Origin of the sequence: Cycloclasticus pugetii PS-1 (genome assembly GCF_000384415.1) — a bacterium.
GTDB lineage: Bacteria > Pseudomonadota > Gammaproteobacteria > Methylococcales > Cycloclasticaceae > Cycloclasticus > Cycloclasticus pugetii.
The window spans coordinates 881,833-901,680 of the sequence record NZ_ARVU01000001.1 but is presented as its reverse complement, the minus strand read 5'-3'; the positions used below and the strand labels follow the sequence as shown (position 1 = coordinate 901,680).

Below are 19,848 nucleotides of genomic sequence, written 5' to 3'. Positions count from 1 at the left end.
CTAGATTAGACCCTAATACTTATTAACTAGCATCCGTTAATTTTTTCTCAACCCAAGTTGGTACTGATTTTAAAGCACCCTCTAACGCAGCAAGATCATTACCGCCCGCCTGTGCCATATCCGCTCTGCCACCACCTTTACCACCGACCTGTAAAGCGACGGAATTAACCAACTCACCCGCCTTTATACGGTCAGTTTGATTTTTAGAAACACCCGCTATTAACGTTATTTTTTCACCCTGTGTTGTAGATAGAACAACCGCTGCATTGCCTAATTTGTCTTTTAATTGGTCTACTAAATCACGTAACGTTTTATTGTCTGCACCCTCAATATTGGCAGCCAACACATTAAGCCCATCAATTTGTACTGCTTGGTTTTGCAAATCACCACTGGCTGCTGTTGCTAATTGACCTTTTAATTGTTCTAGTTCTTTTTCAAGTGCTTTATTTTTATCTTGAATTTGAACAACCTTCTCTAATGCAGATTCACGATTACCTTTAACCACTTTGGCAATTTTTTGCAGTAGCTCATCACCCTGCTCTACCCATGATAACGCACCTTCTCCAGCGATAGCTTCTATACGACGTACGCCCGATGCAATCCCTGTTTCAGAGAGTATTTTAATAAAGCCAATATCACCTACCCGATTGACATGCGTACCACCACATAACTCTGTGGAAAACTCACCCATTTTCAAGACCCGGACTTTATCGCCGTACTTTTCACCAAACAGTGCCATAGCACCGTTAGCGATGGCTGTTTCTTGATCGGTGACCTGTGTTTGCACCTCTTCATTAAAGCGAATCTGTGCATTAACTAAACGCTCAATTTCTTGAAGCTGAGCAGCTGTAATGGGCTCGAAGTGGCTAAAATCAAAACGTAGCCTGCTTGCTTCAACCAGCGAGCCTTTTTGTGTAACGTGTTCACCCAGCACTTTACGAAGAGCTGCGTGTAAAAGGTGTGTCGCCGAGTGATTAGAGGCCGTTGCTTGTCGATTATTCTTATCGACTACAGCGCGTACAATCTGCTCGCTTTTAAACTCACCCTTGCTGACTTGACCAATATGGAAATAGGCATCTGCCTTTTTTTGAACATCTACCACATCAAATATTGCCGTTGATGTAGTAATCTGTCCATGATCGCCAGCTTGACCGCCTGACTCTGCATAAAAAGGCGTTTTATCTAACACTAAATAACCACTTTCGCCCTCACAAATTGTCGAACTTTGTTCACCATTTTTATAAATAGCTTCCAGTTTGGATTCTGCTTGCAGCGACTCATAGCCAATAAACTCAGTTGCTTGTGTTAAATGCGGCAAATCGGGGCCATCTGCAGAAAATGAACTGGCTGACCTTGCACGTTCACGTTGAGCGTCCATGGCCTTTTCAAAACCATCGAAGTCTACAGTTAAGCCATTCTCCCTTGCATAATCAGCGGTTAAATCAACGGGAAAACCATAGGTATCATAGAGTTTAAAAGCCGTTTCACCGGTAATCAGTTTATCTTTTAATGATTGCGTACCATCTTGCAAAAGCTTCATTCCTTGCTCTAACGTTTCAGCAAAACGTTGCTCTTCTTTTAGCAAGATATTACTCACCATATCCGCTTTTTCAGTTAATTCAGGATACGCTGAGCCCATTTGCTCCACTAAGGGTTGCACGAGCTTATGAAAGAAGACCTCTTTCATATCCAATTTATAGCCGTGTCGAATGGCTCGGCGAATAATACGCCTTAACACATAACCGCGACCTTCATTAGAAGGTTGCACACCATCTACGATAAGAAATGCACATGAGCGAATATGGTCAACTAAAACACGTAAAGAAGTATGACTTGTATCTTTTGTGCCCGTTAATGTTGCTGCATTTTTAATGAGAGATTTAAACAGCTCAATATCATAATTATTGTGGACGCCTTGCAAAACAGCTGCCACACGCTCCAAACCCATACCTGTATCAACAGAGGGCTTTGGTAATGGTGTTAACTCGCCTTTATCATTACGATCGTACTGCATGAAAACTAAATTCCATATTTCGACGTAACGATCACCATCTTCTTCTGGTGTGCCGGGGGGGCCTCCGGCAACCTGCTCACCATGATCATAAAATATTTCAGAACATGGGCCACACGGACCTGTCTCGCCCATTGACCAGAAGTTGTCTTTTGCACCAATTCTTGACAAACGGTCCGCATCGACGCCGACTTCATTTAGCCAAATATCAGCAGCTTCTGTGTCTTCATCAAAAACGGTCACCCATAGTTTTTCAGCAGGAATACCAAGTTCCTCAACAAGAAAATCCCATGCATATTTAATAGCATCACGTTTAAAGTATTCACCAAAACTAAAATTGCCCAGCATTTCAAAAAAGGTGTGATGACGCGCCGTGTAACCAACATTTTCAAGGTCGTTATGCTTACCACCCGCTCTAACACAACGCTGCGAAGAGGTCGCCATCGTGTATGAACGCTTTTCTTCTCCTAGGAAAACGTTTTTAAACTGCACCATACCCGCATTAGTAAACAATAGCGTTGGGTCGTTTCCAGGCACCAACGAGCTAGACGGAACAATCTGATGTCCGCGTTTTTCAAAATATGTCAAAAAGGCTGATCTAATTTCAGCACTGCTTAAATTTTTCATCTCGTTTAAAACCTGCATTAAGACAATTGATTAAACAATTGCCGAATCATCTCGTTGGTATACCCTTTATGTTGAAAGAAGCGTGTACGTTTTGCCCGTTCTTTCATATCTTTTGGCGGTTGATGCCCGTATTTCTTAGTATGTAATTCGCTTAATAACGCTTGCCAATCAGGTGGTTCATCAAACACGGTGTCAATATTGACTTCAACGCCTCTTTGCTTTAATTCGTATTCTATTCGAGTTGGCCCAAAACCTTTATAAACCCTTGAACGACTGTAACTCTCTGCAAACCGTTGATCACTTTGCCAATTTAATTCAATAAACTCTTCTAATAAGCGCTCAATATCATTTTCAGCAAAACCTTTTCCTGTGAGCTTTTGAATAAGTTCTAGCTGACTATGTTCACGCCTAGCCAGCATAGCAAGGCAGCTCGCTCTTAGCTTTGATAGCTCTCTTTTCTTATCTTCACTCAGGCTTACTCACCTTCATCAATTAATTTTTCTTTCTGCTCTTTTTTAGGTAACAAAGCATCCCTAATGTTTGCCTCTAGTTCGGCTGATTTATCAGGGTTTTCCTTAAAGAAACTTTTGGCATTGTCCTTACCTTGGCCAATTTTAGCACCGCCATAGCTGTACCAAGAGCCTGCTTTTTCAACAAGGTCTAAGCTCACACCTAAGTCAACCAGTTCGCCCTCACGTGAAATTCCTTCACCATACAAAATTTCAAATAATGCCTGTTTAAATGGTGGCGCTACCTTATTTTTTACAACCTTTACACGTGTATCATTACCTAATATTTCATCACCTTTCTTAATCGCACCGATACGACGAATATCTAAACGAACTGATGAATAAAACTTCAAGGCGTTACCGCCTGTTGTGGTCTCTGGGTTGCCAAACATTACGCCAATTTTCATTCGAATTTGGTTAATAAATACTACCAAGGTATTTGAGCGTTTGATATTACCTGTTAACTTTCTAAGCGCTTGAGACATTAAGCGGGCTTGCAGGCCAACATGGTGATCTCCCATATCCCCTTCGATTTCAGCTTTTGGTGTTAAAGCCGCTACTGAGTCAACAACAACCATATCAACAGCGCCAGAACGTACTAACATATCTACAATTTCTAAGGCCTGTTCACCCGTATCAGGTTGCGAAACGAGTAATTCGTCCATATTCACACCAATTTTATCGGCATAAATAGGATCTAGAGCATGCTCTGCATCAACAAAGGCCGCTGTACCACCTGCTTTTTGACATTGAGCAATGGTTTCTAAAGTTAACGTTGTTTTACCAGAGGATTCAGGACCGTAAATTTCAACAATACGCCCACGTGGCAAGCCACCAACACCTAAGGCAACATCCAATGCAATTGACCCAGTTGAATAGGTTCCAATATCAGGAATGGTTGAACCATCGCCCATTCGCATGACTGACCCTTTACCGAATTGTTTCTCGATTTGAAGTAATGCCGCACTCAGCGCCTTTTTCTTATTTTCATCCATTTTTTATCCCCTTAAAGGCTTCCACATCCTGTAAAAGCTAGTTATCGTCAATAATCTTGAATTATCACACATCCTTAAGATGAGCACATAATGAAATCACTATTTTATGGTGGCTTATTGACTTAGATGATCAACCAATAATGTTAATGCCGTTAGCAAGGCTTGTTGCCGGACTTGATCTCGAGTTCCTTCAAAATTTTTCTTTATTGAATATGTCTCATAAGGCGATGCTTTAAGCCCAAACCAGACCAAACCAACGGGTTTTTCTAGTGTGCCGCCTGATGGCCCAGCAACCCCAGTAATAGATACTGATATGGATGAGTTAAACGCCTCAATCACACCTTCAGCCATCTGTTCAGCTACCTCCTGACTAACCGCACCATATTGATCAAGGTTTTTTTTATTCACATGGATTAACCGCTGCTTTGAATCATTGCTATAGCTCACCACCCCGCCTAGAAACCATTCGCTACTACCTGCTAAGTCTGTCAGTATTTTTGAAAGCCAGCCACCTGTGCAGGATTCTGCAACAGCCAGTGTTTTATTCTTTTCAATGAGTAAGCCAGCCAATTTTTCCGCTAATAAGCCTGCTTCGTTTAATATCGAATCTGTCATTCACCACTACCTAATTTTTTATTACAATTTACCGAATACCTGCAAGGTTGTTACACTATCACGATGCCTAAAAGTACCCCTACAAAAAAAGCCATCACTCCGATGATGCAACAATATTTGCGCATCAAAGAGGATCACCCCAATACTCTTTTATTTTACCGTATGGGGGATTTCTATGAACTGTTTCTTGATGATGCCATCAAGGCGTCTAATATACTGGGCATCACATTAACCAGTCGTGGGCAAATTGAAAACAAGCCTGTTCCTATGGCTGGCATCCCGCATCATGCTGCCGATGGTTACATCGCTAAACTATTAAAAGCCAGTGAATGCGTTGCAATTTGCGAGCAAATTGGTGACCCTGCCACCTCTAAAGGACCTGTTGAACGAAAAGTTGTTCGCGTTATTACCCCAGGCACCTTAACCGAAGACTCACTACTCGACTCTCATTGCGATAGTTTGCTTTGCGCCGTTTTCGAACAAAAAAAACAATACGGTTTAGCAACACTTGATCTAGCTAGTGGGCGTTTTTTATTACAAGAAATAGATCATGAAGCATCGCTAAAAACCGAATTAGCGCGAATTAATCCAGCTGAAATATTAATTAGTGAAGACAGCTCTTTATCAACACTGTTAGCAACGCATAAAGGCCTAAATTTAATGGCTGATTGGCACTTCGATCAGCAAACAGCTACTCGACTGTTAAATAAACAGTTTGGCACCCAGGATCTAAAAGGCTTTGGCTGCCATGCGATGACACTTGCTCTAAGTGCAGCCGGTGCATTACTACAGTACCTAAAAGATACGCATCAATCATCGCTACCGCATTTACAATCCATTAAGGTCATTCAACAAACAGATTTCATTACCCTCGATGCAGCAACGCGTCAGCACCTTGAGTTGGACTATCACCCAAGCGGTAATATGCATTTCACCTTATTTGGTTTACTTAACCGTTGCAAAACCACAATGGGAACACGTCTTTTACGGCGCTGGATTCATTTACCATTACGTGATCAGAGCACCATAAAGCACCGCTATTTAGCCGTTGAGCAACTACAAACCCAAACAATAATTGACCAGCTACAAGCAAGCCTTAAACAAACCGGTGATATTGAACGAATCACAAGCCGAATCGCATTATTAACGGCTAGACCTCGTGACCTTGTGGTTTTACGTGACACACTAAAGGCAGTTCCTGCTATCCAAAACACCTTAGCTAACCTCGATGCACCACGCCTAAAAACCTTACTTGATCAGACTGGCAACCACCAAACATTAACCGAGCTCTTAGATAAGGCGATTGTTGACAACCCCCCAGTCTTAATACGTGATGGCGGTGTGATCGCCAATGGTTATGACGAGAAACTCGACGAACTTAAAAACATCAGTGCGAATGCTGATCAGTTTTTACTAGAGATCGAACTAAAGGAACGTGAATTTAGTCAAATTAGTACGCTAAAGCTTAACTATAACCGTGTGCATGGTTACTATATTGAAGTGCCTCGTTCTCAAGCCAACAAGGTACCTGATTACTTCATTCGAAAGCAAACCCTAAAAAATGTTGAACGCTATATTACGCCTGAACTAAAAACATTTGAAGACAAAGTATTGCATGCAAAAGAACAAGCTTTATCTTATGAAAAAGAGCTATATAACGCCCTACTTTTAAGCATGGCTCCAAAACTTAGCGCATTACAAGCATGTGCTGAAGCGCTTGCTGAGATAGACTTACTAACAAATTTCGCAGAACGTGCTGCCACTTTAAATTTTAATCAACCTTCTTTAAGTAATACTGCTGGTATATCAATTAAACAAGGCCGGCACCCTATTGTAGAAAGTGTTATCGACACGCCGTTTATTGCTAATGATATTGAACTAAATTCTAGCCAAAAAATGCTCATTATTACGGGGCCAAATATGGGCGGAAAATCAACTTATATGAGGCAAATAGCCTTATTAACGTTGATGGCACACATTGGGTGTTACATTCCGGCATCAGAGGCCCATTTTGGCCCTATTGATCAAATTTTTACGCGTATTGGAGCAACTGACGACCTTGCCAGTGGGCGCTCAACCTTTATGGTAGAGATGTCGGAAACAGCTAATATCTTGCATAACGCCAGTGACAAAAGCTTAGTTTTGATGGATGAAATTGGCCGAGGAACCAGTACTTTTGATGGCCTTTCACTGGCTTGGGCATGTGCTGATTATCTGGCTAATAAAACTCAACCGTTCACCTTATTTGCCACGCATTATTTTGAAATGACATCTCTGCCCGAGTCAGCCCCCACAGCCAAAAATGTTCACTTAGATGCTATTGAGCACGGCGACCACATTGTCTTTTTACATGCCGTTAAAGACGGTGCAGCCAATCAAAGCTACGGACTACAAGTTGCCGCTTTAGCAGGCGTGCCTAAAACAGTTATCAGCAATGCTCGCCTAAAACTGGCAAGCCTTGAAAACCAGCAAAGCAACTTTGAAAAGCCCACACAAACGCATACGCAATTTGATATTTTCAACACGGCTAATAACCAAGCCACTACTGATTTTATTGAACAGCTGTCACCCGATGATTTAAGCCCCAAAGAAGCGCTAGAGGCCTTGTATCAGTTAAAGTCTTTAACGAATTAATTACCAGCCTAAGTGCTGAATCAAATCGTTAGCCGGAACAAAGCCTGGCACCATGGTGCCATCATCAGCAATGATAGCCGGTGTACCAGTAACACCGAAAACTTGCGCGATTCTCATGTGCTCATCAACTGGGTTTTCACACGTTTTATCAACCACTTTGTTGTTTAATTTTGCATCTGTTAACGCTTTATTTCTATCCTTTGCACACCAGACCGACACCGCTTTATGGTAAGACTCTGTATTTGGACCCGAACGTGGGAAAAACATATAGCGTACGGTCATTCCAGCATCCGTATAATCGTTGATTTCGGCATGTAGTTTTCGGCAATAACCACAGTCAATATCTGAAAAAATGGTAATAACATGTTTTTCATTTTTAGCCGGAAAAACAATCATCTTTTTTTCATCTATCTTTGCCATCTCTGATTGACGAGCAGTTTTTAACGCAGAATCTGTCATATTTTCACGACTGACTAAATCAACCATTTCACCTTGAAGAATATACCGTCCATCCTCAGATGCATAAACAACCCTAGCCCCTATCAATACCTGATACAGACCCTCTATAGGTGTTTTAGAAACATGGTTCTCCATAATATTTGGTATCACTTTAGATAAGCCTGTCACAACAGAAGCCTCATCTGCCAAAACCGGTGCACTACAACACGCTAATAAAAACCAACTAAGCAAAACCTTATTCATCTACAACACCTTCTTTATTCATCTGTGATGGTATTAAACACGTTTAAAGATAAAAAGCATACCAGCGGCTTTAACTTTTTAACCTCTAGGGTGAAACCGTTCGTGGATATCTTTTAAACGTTCTTTAGCAATATGGGTATAAATTTGTGTTGTTGACAAGTCACTGTGACCAAGCAATAACTGAACAACTCGTAAATCTGCTCCATGATTTAACAAATGTGTAGCGAAAGCATGACGCAACGTATGTGGCGAAATATCTTTATGAATATCTGCTTTCGCCGCATAACGTTTGATGATGTACCAAAAAGCCTGACGCGTCATCCCTCCGCCACGATTAGTTGGGAACACAACGTCCGCTTTTTTGTCACCCAAAATATCTAAACGCCATCGCTCAATAAACGTTTGCAACCAATCCAACGCTTCTTCACCGACTGGGACTAAACGTTCCTTATTGCCTTTACCAGTTACTCTAACTAGCCCCTGTCTAAAGTTTATTTCTGATAGCGTCAAGCCCACTAACTCAGTAACCCTCAAACCACTTGCATACAGTAATTCAAGCATTGCCCGATCTCTATACCCCAGCGCTGTAGAAGTATCTGGTGCGTTTAACAGGCCCTCTACATCTGCTTCAGATAATGTTGATGGCAAACTTCTAGCAAGCTTTGGCGCATCAATTATCGCAGTAGGGTCTTCGGTTATCACAGCCTCACGTATTAAGTAAGAATAGAAACGTTTTAAACTAGATAAAAAACGTGCTGAAGAGCGAGCCGAGACCCCCTGGGCTAATCGATCGGCTAGGTACGAAGATATATCCGATGACTCTATTGTCAAGAAGCTCTTACGCTGTTCAAGTAACCAACTAGAAAAAGATGTTAAATCAGTTTTATACGCCGCTAAAGTATTATCACTTAGGCCATATTCAACCCATATGTTATCAAGAAATGAAACAATATATTCTTTATCACTCAAGCAGCAGGCCTTTCAGCTATTAAAAAACATATCATATCAATAAAAACTCAGCTAATTCACATAAACCACATGCATAAAAAAAGGCCAGTACATCGGCCTTTTTTTATGTGTCTGCTAACGATTAACTAATCGTCATTAAAGCAACTTAGTTACTTTAAATATAATGCTATAGCTTTTCTTTAATACGAGCCGCTTTACCACGTAACTCACGAAGATAATAAAGTTTCGCACGTCTAACTGAACCACGTCTTTTCACTTCAACACCAGCAATCAATTTACTATATGTTTGAAAAACACGCTCAACACCTTCGCCGTGTGAGATTTTACGAACTGTAAATGCTGAATTTACACCACGATTACGTTTTGCAATCACAATCCCTTCAAACGCCTGAATACGCTCTGTGGTGCCTTCTTTAACTTTAACCTTCACAACGACCGTATCACCTGAACTAAATGCAGGCAATTCATTAGTCATTTGTTCCGCTTCAATTTGTGCAATTATATTACTCATTTTTTATTCCTTAGTTTTAACTCTTTGATTATTTGATTCTTTTATAAACTCGTCAAGTAACGACTGTTGGTGCTTATTTAAGACAATTTTGTCTAATAAGTCAGGTCGTTTTTGCCACGTTTTTCCTAACCGCTGTTTTTCTCGCCATTGAGCAATTTTTTCATGGTGCCCACTTAACAACACACTTGGTACTGACTTTCCTTCAAACTCATCTGGTCGCGTATAGTGAGGGTGATCTAACAAACCCTCAACAAACGAGTCTTCAACAGCCGAACATTCGTGCCCTAACACCGTTGGTAAGCTCCTAGACACTGCATCTATCAATACCAATGCAGGTAACTCACCACCACTCAGTACAAAATCACCAATCGACCATTCTTCATCGATATAATCTTCTAGCAGCCTTTCATCAACACCTTCATACCGACCCGCCAACAACACTAGATGTGAGAATTCAGCCAAATATTCAACACCTTGTTGATCTAGTTTTCGCCCCTGAGGACTTAAATAAATCACCTTTGATGGCTTATCATTCTGTCTTACCGCTGTTTGTATTGCTTTTTTCAACGGTTCGACCTTCATCACCATGCCAGGACCTCCCCCAAAAGGGCGATCATCTACCGTTCGGTGCACATCTTTCGTAAAATCCCTAGGATTCCACGTTTTTAACTGCACCTTACCAGCGTCTATCGCTTTACCAACAACACCCATAGATGCCGCTTGTTCAAACAACTCAGGAAATAACGTTATAACATCAAAACGCATGGACGTTAAAAGTCTAACTCCCAATCAACAACCATCTGTTGCGCTTCCAAATCAACAGACCTTACTACCTGGCCTGTAACATAAGGGATTAACCGCTCTTTATCTCCCTTAACAACAATAACGTCATTCGCTCCGGTTTCAAGCAAATGATCAATCATTCCAAAATCATCTCCTTTTGTTGAGACAACTTTCAAACCAATCAGGTCAGACCAGTAATACTCACCTTTCTCTAAGGTTGGCAACTGATCTGGCTTAATATAAATATCAGAACCAACCCACAATTCAGCCTCATTTCTATCATCAACATCCTCTAATTGGACGATGATTGTTTTTCCGTGTGGCTTACCTGCTTTTATTTTAACTTGCTTACGAACCTTATTTCGCTCTATATACCAAGGTTGGTAAGACAGTATATTTTCTTTTTTATCTGTGTTTGCGTAGACCTTTAACCAGCCTTTAACGCCAAACACACCAGAGATATTCCCTAGTTTTAGCCAGCTGCTTTCTTTCTGTATTTGTTCTTTTTTTGTTACTTGTGTCACCTTTAAGCGGCAGTTTCAGCAGCCTCTTTTACAAGCTTTGCAACACGCTCGCTTGTTTGGGCGCCTTGAGCAACCCAATGGTCTACACGATCAGTATCGAGTGTTAAACGAACTTCGCCACCAGTAGCTCTTGGGTTGTAATAACCCACTCTTTCGATGTATCGACCATCGCGACTTCTGCGACTATCTGCAACAACAACGTGATAGAAAGGACGTTTTTTCGCGCCAGTTCTTGAAAGACGTATCTTTACCATTTATTTTCCTTAAATTCTGTTTTATAAATCTTAATTAGGTTAACTCGTTAATTTTACGCGAATTATTTAATTTGGTGAAGTTTTTTTCATTATTCCACCTAATAATTAATAAAATTCGATGCCTTTACAGTTATTGGAAAGGGAAACCTTGCCCTTGCCCCATCTGGCCTTTCAATCCACGCATCATTTTAGCCATGCCGCCTTTTGACATTTTTTTCATCATTTTTTGTGCCTGCTTGTACTGTTTCATAAGTTTATTAACATCTTGAACTTGTAAGCCTGCACCTGCCGCAATTCGCTTTCTTCTTGAACCATTAATCAAAGTTGGAAATATTTTTTCCTTTTTGGTCATGGAGTTAATTAATGCAATTTGTCTTGTAAACTCTTTATCATTGACTTGGCTTTTCACATTTTGGGGAACATTCGACATACCAGGAATTTTATCCATCATTGCACTCATACCACCCATTTCCATCATTTGACTTAATTGATCTTTATAATCGTCTAAATCAAACCCTTTACCTTTTTGAATTTTTTTTGCTAACTTCTCAGCCTTGTTTTTATCAACTTTGCGTTCAATCTCTTCAACTAAACTTAACGCATCGCCCATACCTAACAAACGTGAAGCCACTCGATCAGGGTGGAAAGGCTCTAAAGCATCTATTTTTTCACCAACCCCTAAAAACTTAATCGGCTTACCTGTTATTTGACGAATAGATAAGGCCGCACCGCCTCTTGCATCACCATCTGTTTTAGTTAACACGACCCCCGTCAACGGCAACACATCATTAAATGCCTTTGCCGTATTTGCGGCATCTTGCCCGGTCATACTATCGACAACAAAAAGTGTTTCAGCGGGATTAGCAGCCATATGAACCTGACGAATTTCATTCATCATTTCATCATCCACATGTAAACGACCCGCCGTATCAACAATCAACACATCGCTAAATTCCTTTTTTGCTTGTGCAATTGCGTTATTGACAATATCAACTGGTTTTTGCTCGGCTGAACTTGGGTAAAAACCCGCCCCTACTTCTGTCGCTAATGTTTGTAGCTGATCAATTGCAGCAGGGCGATACACATCAGCACTAACTACCATTACTGATTTTTTGTGGCGCTCCATTAACAGACGAGACAATTTAGCAACCGTTGTGGTTTTACCTGACCCTTGCAAACCAGCCATCAAAATGACGACCGGTGGAGTAGCCGACAGGTTTAATGACTCATTGCCATCGCCCATCGTTTTAACTAATTCGTCATTAACAATTTTGAGCAACGCTTGACCAGGTGACAGACTTTGCATCACCTCTTGACCTAACGCTTTTTGCTTAACTGTATCAGTAAAGGCTTTAACGACTGGAAGAGCGACATCTGCTTCCAACAAGGCCATTCTGACCTCGCGCATTGTCTCTTGAATATTGTCTTCTGTTAAACGCCCTTGCCCCCGGATATTTTTAAAGGTGGCATTAAGACGGTCTGTTAAGTTATCAAACATGATTATTACCTTAAAAATGTATTAGTGGTATTTTCGCACGTCTTTACGTCCTGTGCAGTTGATTTTATAGCTTAAAAGTCAGATAAAGAGATAATTTTGAACATCAGTACTTCTACCAAACGGTGCTTTATGACACACTATCGTTTATGCTTTTTTCCCTTACGATTTTTAATACCTTAACCGTTGTTAGCGCCCTTTTATACATTATTGGCGCCTGCCTTATTGTTGTTAATCTAAACAGCACAGAGCCTACGTTTAAGAGCCAACGTCAATGGGTCTTAATCTCTGCTATTTTAGCCATTGTTATACATACATCACTGGTTGCCCATAGCTATAGCGTCAACCAAATTATTGCCAACGATTTATTTAGCATGCTTTCATTGGTTTTTTTGGTGATCGGTTTATTATTTATTATCTCAGCAGCAAATCAATCTATAGAGACTCTATCGATTATTATTTTTCCTTTTTCTGCGCTCGCTGTTTTACTAAACTTTAATAATGCATCACCACCCTTACCAACTAGCAACCTAGATGGCGGCTTACAAGCGCATATCATTTTATCCGTTTTATCGTACAGCTTATTAACCGTTGCCGCGTTTCAATCCATTCTGCTTTCGCTTCAAGAAAAACAATTGCATAACCGCCACCCAAGTCGATTAATCAATTGTTTGCCGCCTATGCAACTGATGGAAAGCCTACTGTTTAGAACCATCTTTTTAGGTATGCTTTTGTTAACCTTTGCTCTTGCAAGTGGTTTTATTTTTCTTGATGATATTTTTGCCCAACATTTAGTTCATAAAACCTTCCTATCAATTATTGCTTGGGTTTTATTTGCCGCATTATTAGGTGGCCGATATTTTTTTGGCTGGCGCGGACAAAAGGCAGTTAAGTGGACCTATGGTGGTTACTTTGCCTTGATGTTAGCTTATTTTGGTAGTAAGTTCGTCTTACAAATGCTCTTAAATCAAGGTTAACGCGTCAGCTTTTCTTCCAATTCCCGCATCAAACCTTCACAAGCATCCTCAATCAAATCTAATACTCGCTCAAAACCATTTCCTTGACCATAATATGGATCAGGCACTTCCTTAAGCGATGTGCGTGTTGCAAAGTCCAATATAAATTTAATCTTATGCCGGTGCTCTTTCGGGCACGATTCTAAAGTTAAATAGTAGTTATCTTTGTCTGCCACCAGCAAATAATCAAACTCTTCAAAATCATAATCATCTAATTGTCGTGCTTTTAAATCGTGCAAATCAATGCCACGTTCATGCGCCGCTTGTACTGACCTTGGATCAGGGCTTTTACCGATGTGATAAGCATGCGTCCCAGCCGAGTCGACATGAATTGAGTGCTGAAACCCTTTTGCCTTGACCATTTCTCGAAAAACACCATGAGCAGTTGGGGACCTGCAAATATTGCCCATGCAAATAAAGAGTACTTTTATTGCTTCCATATCACCTTGAAAACTAATTAATCGTTTACATTTATACAAATAGCAAAACACATTGCTAACTAGTTACAAATTCAATCATTCTAATAAGCATGCCATTCGCTTTATATTAGCACTGAGATGGTCATCGACCAAAAGTCACGACAGTTTACTTCTCAACCAGCACATTGAGTTGCACATCAGCACGGTTTTGCGATTGATCTGGAACTACACGACAACATGCGTATACGGCTTATAAATTTGAACCTTTTTAGGTAATCAAGAGCTAGAAATAGCTCCACGTATATTATTATGCGTTGTTATTACACGCTCAATAAGGCATTAATTCTATCTAAATCAGCCTGTGTATCCACTCCGGCTTCAGGCACTTTCTCTACCGCAGGCACGATAATTCTCTCGCCTTGGTACAAAATCCTCAGCTGTTCAAGCGATTCAATTTGTTCAAGTGCACATACAGGCCATGTAATATAACGCCTCAAAAAGCCGGCGGTATAACTATAAATACCGATGTGTCTAAAATGCTCACCTTGGCCACTGCCTGCTTTAACAGGAAATGCATCACGATCCCAGGGAATAGGGGCTCGGCTAAAATACAGTGCATACCCCTTTGCATCACGAACCACTTTTACCGCATTCGGGTTAAAAACTTCTGCCAATTCAAAGATAGGGGCGCATAAACTAGCTACTTGAGCCACCTCTTGCTCCATTAACGCTATTGCAGCTCGCTTGATTAATTCTGGTGGGATTAGCGGTTCATCACCTTGGCAATTTACCACTACCGTGTCATCCTTCCATTGCAGTGTATTCGCGACTTCGGCTAAACGTTCTGTGCCACTGGTATGTTTTGCAGATGTCATAACCGCATTAAAGCCGGCTTGTTTAACACAGTCGACAATACGCTCATCATCCGTTGCCACGACAACTTCTTGCGCTCCCGCTAAGGAGGCCTTCTCGCAAACATGTAAGATCATCTCTTTTCCAGCTATCTTTAATAGTGGTTTGCCGGGCAGCCGAGATGAACCATAACGGGCAGGAATTACAACTTTAAAGGTATTCACCATTTTATGACCTCAGCGCGTCAGCCTCATCAGCGCTCAGCTCCCTCGCCTCATTAATCAACATAATCGGAATATCATCGCGGACCGTATAAGCAAGCCGGCACGGTATACACACTAATTCTTGTTCCTCTTGTACGTACACCAAACTCGACTTACAAGAGGGGCACGCCAATATTTCCAGTAGTTTCTTATCCATTTATTTTCTCTTTTATCAATGATAATAACGTTAAGCCAAAATTCTGTGTCATTTGCGCTTTGATTGGCACATACCAGTGTTTTCTAGTCGCCATATGCGTACATTTCACAGCATCTTTTTCGGTCATCAGCACCTGCTTTTCATCATTAAAGTTTATATCTTTTTCGGTGTACTTATAGTGATCTGGAAAAATATGTGGTTCAAAAGAAAGGTTAAATTTCTTTAAATGTGAAAAGAATCGAGAGGGGTTACCTAAACCCGCTATCGCGTGACATTCTGCTGCTCTAAAGCTCTGCAAATCAAGTCGTTCAGACTCATCCACTAGCATTACCGCCTCACTGCCATCTACCCTCAATGGGTATTCATGCTTATTTGCAAGCCCATTACAGACAATAAAATCAACTGATTCTAATCGCTCGACAGGTTCACGCAATGGCCCAGCGGGCAGTAAATAACGATTACCATAGCGACGCTCCCCATCAACTACGGCAATTTCAATATCTCGTTGCAATGCATAATGCTGAAGCCCATCATCTGAGATAATAATATCGCAGTGATGGTGGTCTATTAACGCTTGTGCGCTATCCGCTCGGCTAGGCCCTACCGCCACCGGGCATTGCGTTCGTCTTGCTAATATTTTTGCCTCATCACCGACCACTCTTGAGTCGCTGTCCTCTCGTACTTGCTGGGGCCAACTAGATGCGATACCACCATAACCACGACTAATAACGCCCGGCTTATAGCCAGCAGACTTTAACAGTTCGGCTACCCAAATCACGATAGGCGTTTTACCAGTTCCACCGACGGTAATATTACCGACCACAATAACCGGCACATTTAAACAAGTTGACCTTAACCAGCCTTTTTTATAGAGCCAAGCACGTAGCTTAACAATGACCCCAAACAACCATGATAATGGAACGAACAATAGGGCAACAGGGCGTTGCCCATACCACATACTATCAATAAACCGACTTATTTTATGACTCATAAAACGTTAAACTACGTTATTGCTTTGGCACAGGCTGGTTCGCCGCAAAAGTAATATTTACAAAACCTAACTGACCAGCGGCATCTAATACCGTAATCACCGATTGATGTGTCGCTTGACCATCTGCACTAATTAACAAAGGTGGGTTCTTTTGATCTCCCGCAGCCTGCTTTAATGCTTTCTTGATAGTCTCCAAGCCTGAGTTGACGAGCTCTTTGTCGTTAATAAAAAAACGACTTTTTGAATCAATACTGACCTCTAAGGTTTTAGTCGCTTGCTTTTGCTCACCAGAGGCTTGCGGTAATTCAATTTTTAACTGTGTTTCACGATCAAACGTTGTTGTGACCATGAAGAAGATCAATAATAAAAAAACGACATCTATTAGAGGGGTTAAATTAAGATCAAAACCTTCTCTGTTTTTACGCTTAAAATTCATCTGGTTTACTCACGTTCCCCGTGCATCATTTCAACCAACTTAAGCGCCTCACTTTCCATTTTTATCACCAACTCATCAACCTTACCCCTAAAATAGCGATAAAACATTAATGAAGGAATCGCCACAGACATCCCCGAAGCCGTTGTGATTAATGCTTGAGAAATACCCCCCGCCAATACAGTAGGGTCCCCCACACCATTTGCTGTAATAGCAGCAAAAACATTAATCATCCCGATAACGGTGCCTAATAGGCCTAATAAGGGTGTAATTGACGCAATTGTACCAAGAGAGTTTAAATACCTTTCAAGCTCGTGTGCTACTTGGCGCCCTACTTCTTCTATGCTTTCACGCATAATTTCGCGGCCATGAGATTGATTAATAATGCCCGCCGCTAAGACACGACCAAGGGGTGAGCTATTCGAGAGGCTTCTCACTTTGCTGTTATCCAACTGGTTAGCCTTATGTAAAGACCATACAGAAGAAACCAGTTCACGCGGGAGTATTTTCTCACTATTTAATGACCAGAAACGTTCACCAATTATCGCCAATGAAACAATTGAACACGCAATAATTGGAACCATTAACCAACCACCTGACATCAAAATTTCTAGCACAGCACCCTCAATTTTCAATAATTTAATTACGCTGTCATATTACTGTATTTTTAAACTCTATTCACCTTTACAACCCGTTAAAATTTTTTAATGTCTCCAATTCCAAAACTTAGCCGTTTGCTCTCTAACACTTTCTATTCGAGGACCTTGATGATTGTAGAAACGTACTATAATTGCACCATGACGAGCCGTATCTAATCGACGACTACCTTGTTTTTCATATCGCTCGATAACCTCCTGCTTTGGAAACCCAAACCGGTTTTTATAACCAACTGGAAACAAAACAACATCAGGATCAACAGCCTTTATAAATTTTTCACTAGAAGATGTAGTACTACCATGATGAGGGGCAATCATTACATCTGCTTTCAATTGATGCCCTTTATATTGCAACAATGAATATTCCGCGCTTTTTTCGATATCGCCAGTTAATAAAACGCTGCCATTTACTGAACTGACCTTTAACACGCAAGATGCATTATTCCCTTCAAATAAGTTATCCGCAGAAGGGTTTATAAATTCAAATAAAACACCATTCAAATGCCAACTGATAGTATTTTCACAATGCAAAGGGTTATACCCCTTAAATAGTTCAGGAACACTGGTATAAAGGCGATTAACATCAAAGGTATTTAAAACGGTTTGCGCGCCACCTGCGTGATCATTATCCCCATGGCTAATAATTAATTGTTTTATTTGTTTTGTTCTAACCGAATTCAAATATGGAACAAGAACTCGAGATGCCAAATCGCTCTTTTCGCTATATTTAGCGCCTGTGTCAAATACCAAGGTATTATCTGCGCTATGAACAACCGCCGATAAACCCTGACCCACATCCAGTAAAACCAGCTTAAACTCGCCATAAGCTAAACTTTTCTCATGTATTGGAAACAACACCGGCAAAAAAAGAACACATACTAAAGGCTTAGGAATAAAACCTTTAGGCATCAATAAAAACACAACACCCACCATTGCGGTAATACAGGCAAAAATGGATACCTCCGGCATCATTAAGGTTGAATAGTCTACTGAAGCGAGAGCCTCTAAAAACTGCCATAAAACATCTATTAACAACGCTGAAAACTTTAAGGCATAAGCACCTGCAGATGGGGCTATCAATGCGATTAACAACGCAATAATTAACATTGGAACAATAGCAAAACTTACAAACGGTATGGCAACAATATTAGCCAACGGCGCAACCAATGAAACTTCATGAAAAAAATACAGCACCAATGGCATCAAACCAATCGATACCCACCACTGGGCATACAATAACTGTTTTATAAAACCAACTTTTTCCATACGCCCTACCACAGCATGCAGAATGATAAAAACCGCGCAAAACGACAACCAAAAACCAACCGACATAGGCGCCAAAGGGTCGTAAATTAACACCGCCAGCAAAGCCATTGAAATCACATGGAAAGGATTGTAATGTCGTTGCCAAAAAACACCTCCCATTATCACCACCAACATAATGAGAGCTCTTTGCGTTGGAATAGAGAACCCCGCCAACGCTGCATACCCAGTTGCTGCTGCTATGCTTACAATAATCGCACAGCGAGTCGCGCTCCCACGTAGAGTTGGCAGTCTAAGTACAAACCAGCGAACAACGCCAAAAAATAAAGCACTTACCAAACCAATATGCAAACCCGAGATAGCTATCAAATGGGAAGTCCCAGTTTGCCGAAAAACGCGCCACTCACCAGGCGTAATAGATTGCCTATCGCCCAACACTAAGGCATTGATAATACCGGCCTGTTGTTGCTCATTAAGCGCCTCCTCTAAATATTTTTTTAACGATTCTCGCCAGTAACCAATAGCCCAACGAGAAGCTTCACCCATCCGTTGATTGTTAGTGCTTTTTCGAACATAACCGGTTGCTCCTATTTGTTGCTGAAATAGCCATTTTTCAAAATCAAACCCATGTGGATTTATCAACCCATGCGGTCTTTTTAGCTTTACTAATAACTGCCACCTTTCAGCAGAGCGCACTTGTTTATCTAGGTTATACCAATTGAGTCTAATTTTTGTTGGGAAGGCAACGATATTAGCAGGGCTTAGCACCTTATCCACCTTAAACAAAAAGCCAGTTGAGCGATCGGTTTGTATTGGCAGGCCAATGACTTGGCCACTTATCAGTACTTCTTTAGACTCTAAGTCTCTTGGCAAACCATTATTGTTTATCCAAGCAGCGTACCCAGTAGCCATAACAAAACCAAACAATAAAAAACTCAACCATTTGGCCCACTTATATACCCCTAATGCAACAAAAAAGGCTAAAATTAAAATGTATATTGGTGGTAAGGCGATTAACAATTGCACCGGTAAAATGCCTATGCAAAAAAACAACGTCATTTGTTGAAATTTATTCATTTAGCCGCATCCATGCTCTGCTACACTTGGCTTGCTTGGTCAACTCACAAGCACCCATCGTTATGACTTTTCCACCCTTGATTATTAAGCCC

The 19,848-nt window shown here is 41.0% G+C and carries 20 protein-coding genes; 2 read left to right on the top strand and 18 right to left on the bottom strand.

The features are described from left to right. Positions 1–22: 22 nt before the first annotated feature. The 4 genes from alaS to CYCPU_RS0104365 all read right to left on the bottom strand — a co-directional run bounded on the left by alaS (position 23) and on the right by CYCPU_RS0104365 (position 4,757). Complete coding sequence (gene alaS / locus CYCPU_RS0104380; RefSeq protein ID WP_026362590.1) at positions 23–2,638, bottom strand: alanine--tRNA ligase; 2,616 nt, start codon at positions 2,636–2,638, stop codon at positions 23–25. 17 nt (positions 2,639–2,655) lie between these two features. After that, positions 2,656–3,111: a regulatory protein RecX gene (locus CYCPU_RS0104375; protein ID WP_408639742.1), complete on the bottom strand. Its 456-nt coding sequence runs from the start codon at positions 3,109–3,111 to the stop codon at positions 2,656–2,658. 2 nt (positions 3,112–3,113) lie between these two features. Further along, positions 3,114–4,142 carry a recombinase RecA gene (gene recA, locus CYCPU_RS0104370; protein WP_015005669.1) on the bottom strand — a complete coding sequence of 343 codons (1,029 nt, stop codon included), beginning with the start codon at positions 4,140–4,142 and terminating at the stop codon, positions 3,114–3,116. 114 nt (positions 4,143–4,256) lie between these two features. Continuing rightward, positions 4,257–4,757 carry a CinA family protein gene (locus tag CYCPU_RS0104365; RefSeq protein WP_016389530.1) on the bottom strand — a complete coding sequence of 167 codons (501 nt, stop codon included), beginning with the start codon at positions 4,755–4,757 and terminating at the stop codon, positions 4,257–4,259. Positions 4,758–4,820: 63 nt separating this feature from the next. Here CYCPU_RS0104365 and mutS point away from each other — a divergent pair, with 63 nt between their 5' ends. Next, positions 4,821–7,391, top strand: a complete 2,571-nt coding sequence (mutS, locus tag CYCPU_RS0104360) for a DNA mismatch repair protein MutS (RefSeq protein WP_020162035.1) — start codon at positions 4,821–4,823, stop codon at positions 7,389–7,391. On the opposite strand, the gene CYCPU_RS0104355 is transcribed toward mutS, so the two are convergent. The 7 genes from CYCPU_RS0104355 to ffh all read right to left on the bottom strand — a co-directional run bounded on the left by CYCPU_RS0104355 (position 7,392) and on the right by ffh (position 12,632). Further along, positions 7,392–8,093, bottom strand: coding sequence for a DsbC family protein (locus tag CYCPU_RS0104355; RefSeq protein WP_020162034.1), 702 nt, complete (start codon positions 8,091–8,093; stop codon positions 7,392–7,394). A 78-nt stretch (positions 8,094–8,171) separates the two neighbouring features. Beyond that, entirely contained in the window at positions 8,172–9,062 is an 891-nt protein-coding gene (gene xerD / locus CYCPU_RS0104350; RefSeq protein WP_020162033.1) for a site-specific tyrosine recombinase XerD, read from the bottom strand. 166 nt (positions 9,063–9,228) lie between these two features. After that, on the bottom strand, positions 9,229–9,573 hold the full coding sequence (gene rplS, locus CYCPU_RS0104345) for a 50S ribosomal protein L19 (RefSeq protein ID WP_015005664.1): 345 nt from the start codon (positions 9,571–9,573) through the stop codon (positions 9,229–9,231). A 3-nt stretch (positions 9,574–9,576) separates the two neighbouring features. Next, on the bottom strand, positions 9,577–10,338 hold the full coding sequence (gene trmD, locus CYCPU_RS0104340) for a tRNA (guanosine(37)-N1)-methyltransferase TrmD (protein WP_020162032.1): 762 nt from the start codon (positions 10,336–10,338) through the stop codon (positions 9,577–9,579). Positions 10,339–10,343: 5 nt separating this feature from the next. After that, positions 10,344–10,880: a ribosome maturation factor RimM gene (rimM, locus tag CYCPU_RS0104335; RefSeq protein WP_020162031.1), complete on the bottom strand. Its 537-nt coding sequence runs from the start codon at positions 10,878–10,880 to the stop codon at positions 10,344–10,346. Positions 10,881–10,882: 2 nt separating this feature from the next. Beyond that, a complete protein-coding gene (rpsP, locus tag CYCPU_RS0104330) occupies positions 10,883–11,134 on the bottom strand; it encodes a 30S ribosomal protein S16 (protein ID WP_015005661.1) in 252 nt (83 codons plus the stop codon). Positions 11,135–11,264: 130 nt separating this feature from the next. Then, positions 11,265–12,632 carry a signal recognition particle protein gene (ffh, locus tag CYCPU_RS0104325; RefSeq protein WP_016389538.1) on the bottom strand — a complete coding sequence of 456 codons (1,368 nt, stop codon included), beginning with the start codon at positions 12,630–12,632 and terminating at the stop codon, positions 11,265–11,267. 146 nt (positions 12,633–12,778) lie between these two features. On the opposite strand from ffh, the gene CYCPU_RS0104320 reads away from it, so the two are divergent. Further along, positions 12,779–13,606: a cytochrome C assembly family protein gene (locus CYCPU_RS0104320; RefSeq protein ID WP_015005659.1), complete on the top strand. Its 828-nt coding sequence runs from the start codon at positions 12,779–12,781 to the stop codon at positions 13,604–13,606. On the opposite strand, the gene CYCPU_RS0104315 is transcribed toward CYCPU_RS0104320, so the two are convergent. The 7 genes from CYCPU_RS0104315 to CYCPU_RS0104285 all read right to left on the bottom strand — a co-directional run bounded on the left by CYCPU_RS0104315 (position 13,603) and on the right by CYCPU_RS0104285 (position 19,756). Continuing rightward, on the bottom strand, positions 13,603–14,085 hold the full coding sequence (locus CYCPU_RS0104315) for a low molecular weight protein-tyrosine-phosphatase (protein ID WP_026362588.1): 483 nt from the start codon (positions 14,083–14,085) through the stop codon (positions 13,603–13,605). The two genes, CYCPU_RS0104320 and CYCPU_RS0104315, sit on opposite strands and share 4 nt — an antisense overlap. A 299-nt stretch (positions 14,086–14,384) precedes the next feature. Beyond that, positions 14,385–15,143 (bottom strand): 3-deoxy-manno-octulosonate cytidylyltransferase, encoded by a 759-nt coding sequence (gene kdsB, locus CYCPU_RS0104310; RefSeq protein ID WP_015005657.1) that lies wholly within the window; start codon positions 15,141–15,143, stop codon positions 14,385–14,387. A 1-nt stretch (position 15,144) separates the two neighbouring features. Continuing rightward, the gene (locus CYCPU_RS0104305) at positions 15,145–15,336 is read right to left on the bottom strand and encodes a Trm112 family protein (RefSeq protein WP_015005656.1); all 192 of its coding nucleotides are present in this window, start codon (positions 15,334–15,336) and stop codon (positions 15,145–15,147) included. Continuing rightward, positions 15,329–16,327, bottom strand: coding sequence for a tetraacyldisaccharide 4'-kinase (gene lpxK, locus CYCPU_RS0104300; RefSeq protein ID WP_020162028.1), 999 nt, complete (start codon positions 16,325–16,327; stop codon positions 15,329–15,331). Before lpxK ends, CYCPU_RS0104305 begins: the two co-directional genes overlap by 8 nt. Before the next feature lie 16 nt (positions 16,328–16,343). Further along, on the bottom strand, positions 16,344–16,763 hold the full coding sequence (locus tag CYCPU_RS0104295) for an ExbD/TolR family protein (protein ID WP_015005654.1): 420 nt from the start codon (positions 16,761–16,763) through the stop codon (positions 16,344–16,346). 5 nt (positions 16,764–16,768) lie between these two features. Then, the gene (locus tag CYCPU_RS0104290; RefSeq protein ID WP_026362587.1) at positions 16,769–17,377 is read right to left on the bottom strand and encodes a MotA/TolQ/ExbB proton channel family protein; all 609 of its coding nucleotides are present in this window, start codon (positions 17,375–17,377) and stop codon (positions 16,769–16,771) included. 87 nt (positions 17,378–17,464) lie between these two features. Further along, positions 17,465–19,756, bottom strand: a complete 2,292-nt coding sequence (locus tag CYCPU_RS0104285; protein WP_020162027.1) for a DNA internalization-related competence protein ComEC/Rec2 — start codon at positions 19,754–19,756, stop codon at positions 17,465–17,467. Between the last annotated feature and the right edge of the window lie 92 nt (positions 19,757–19,848).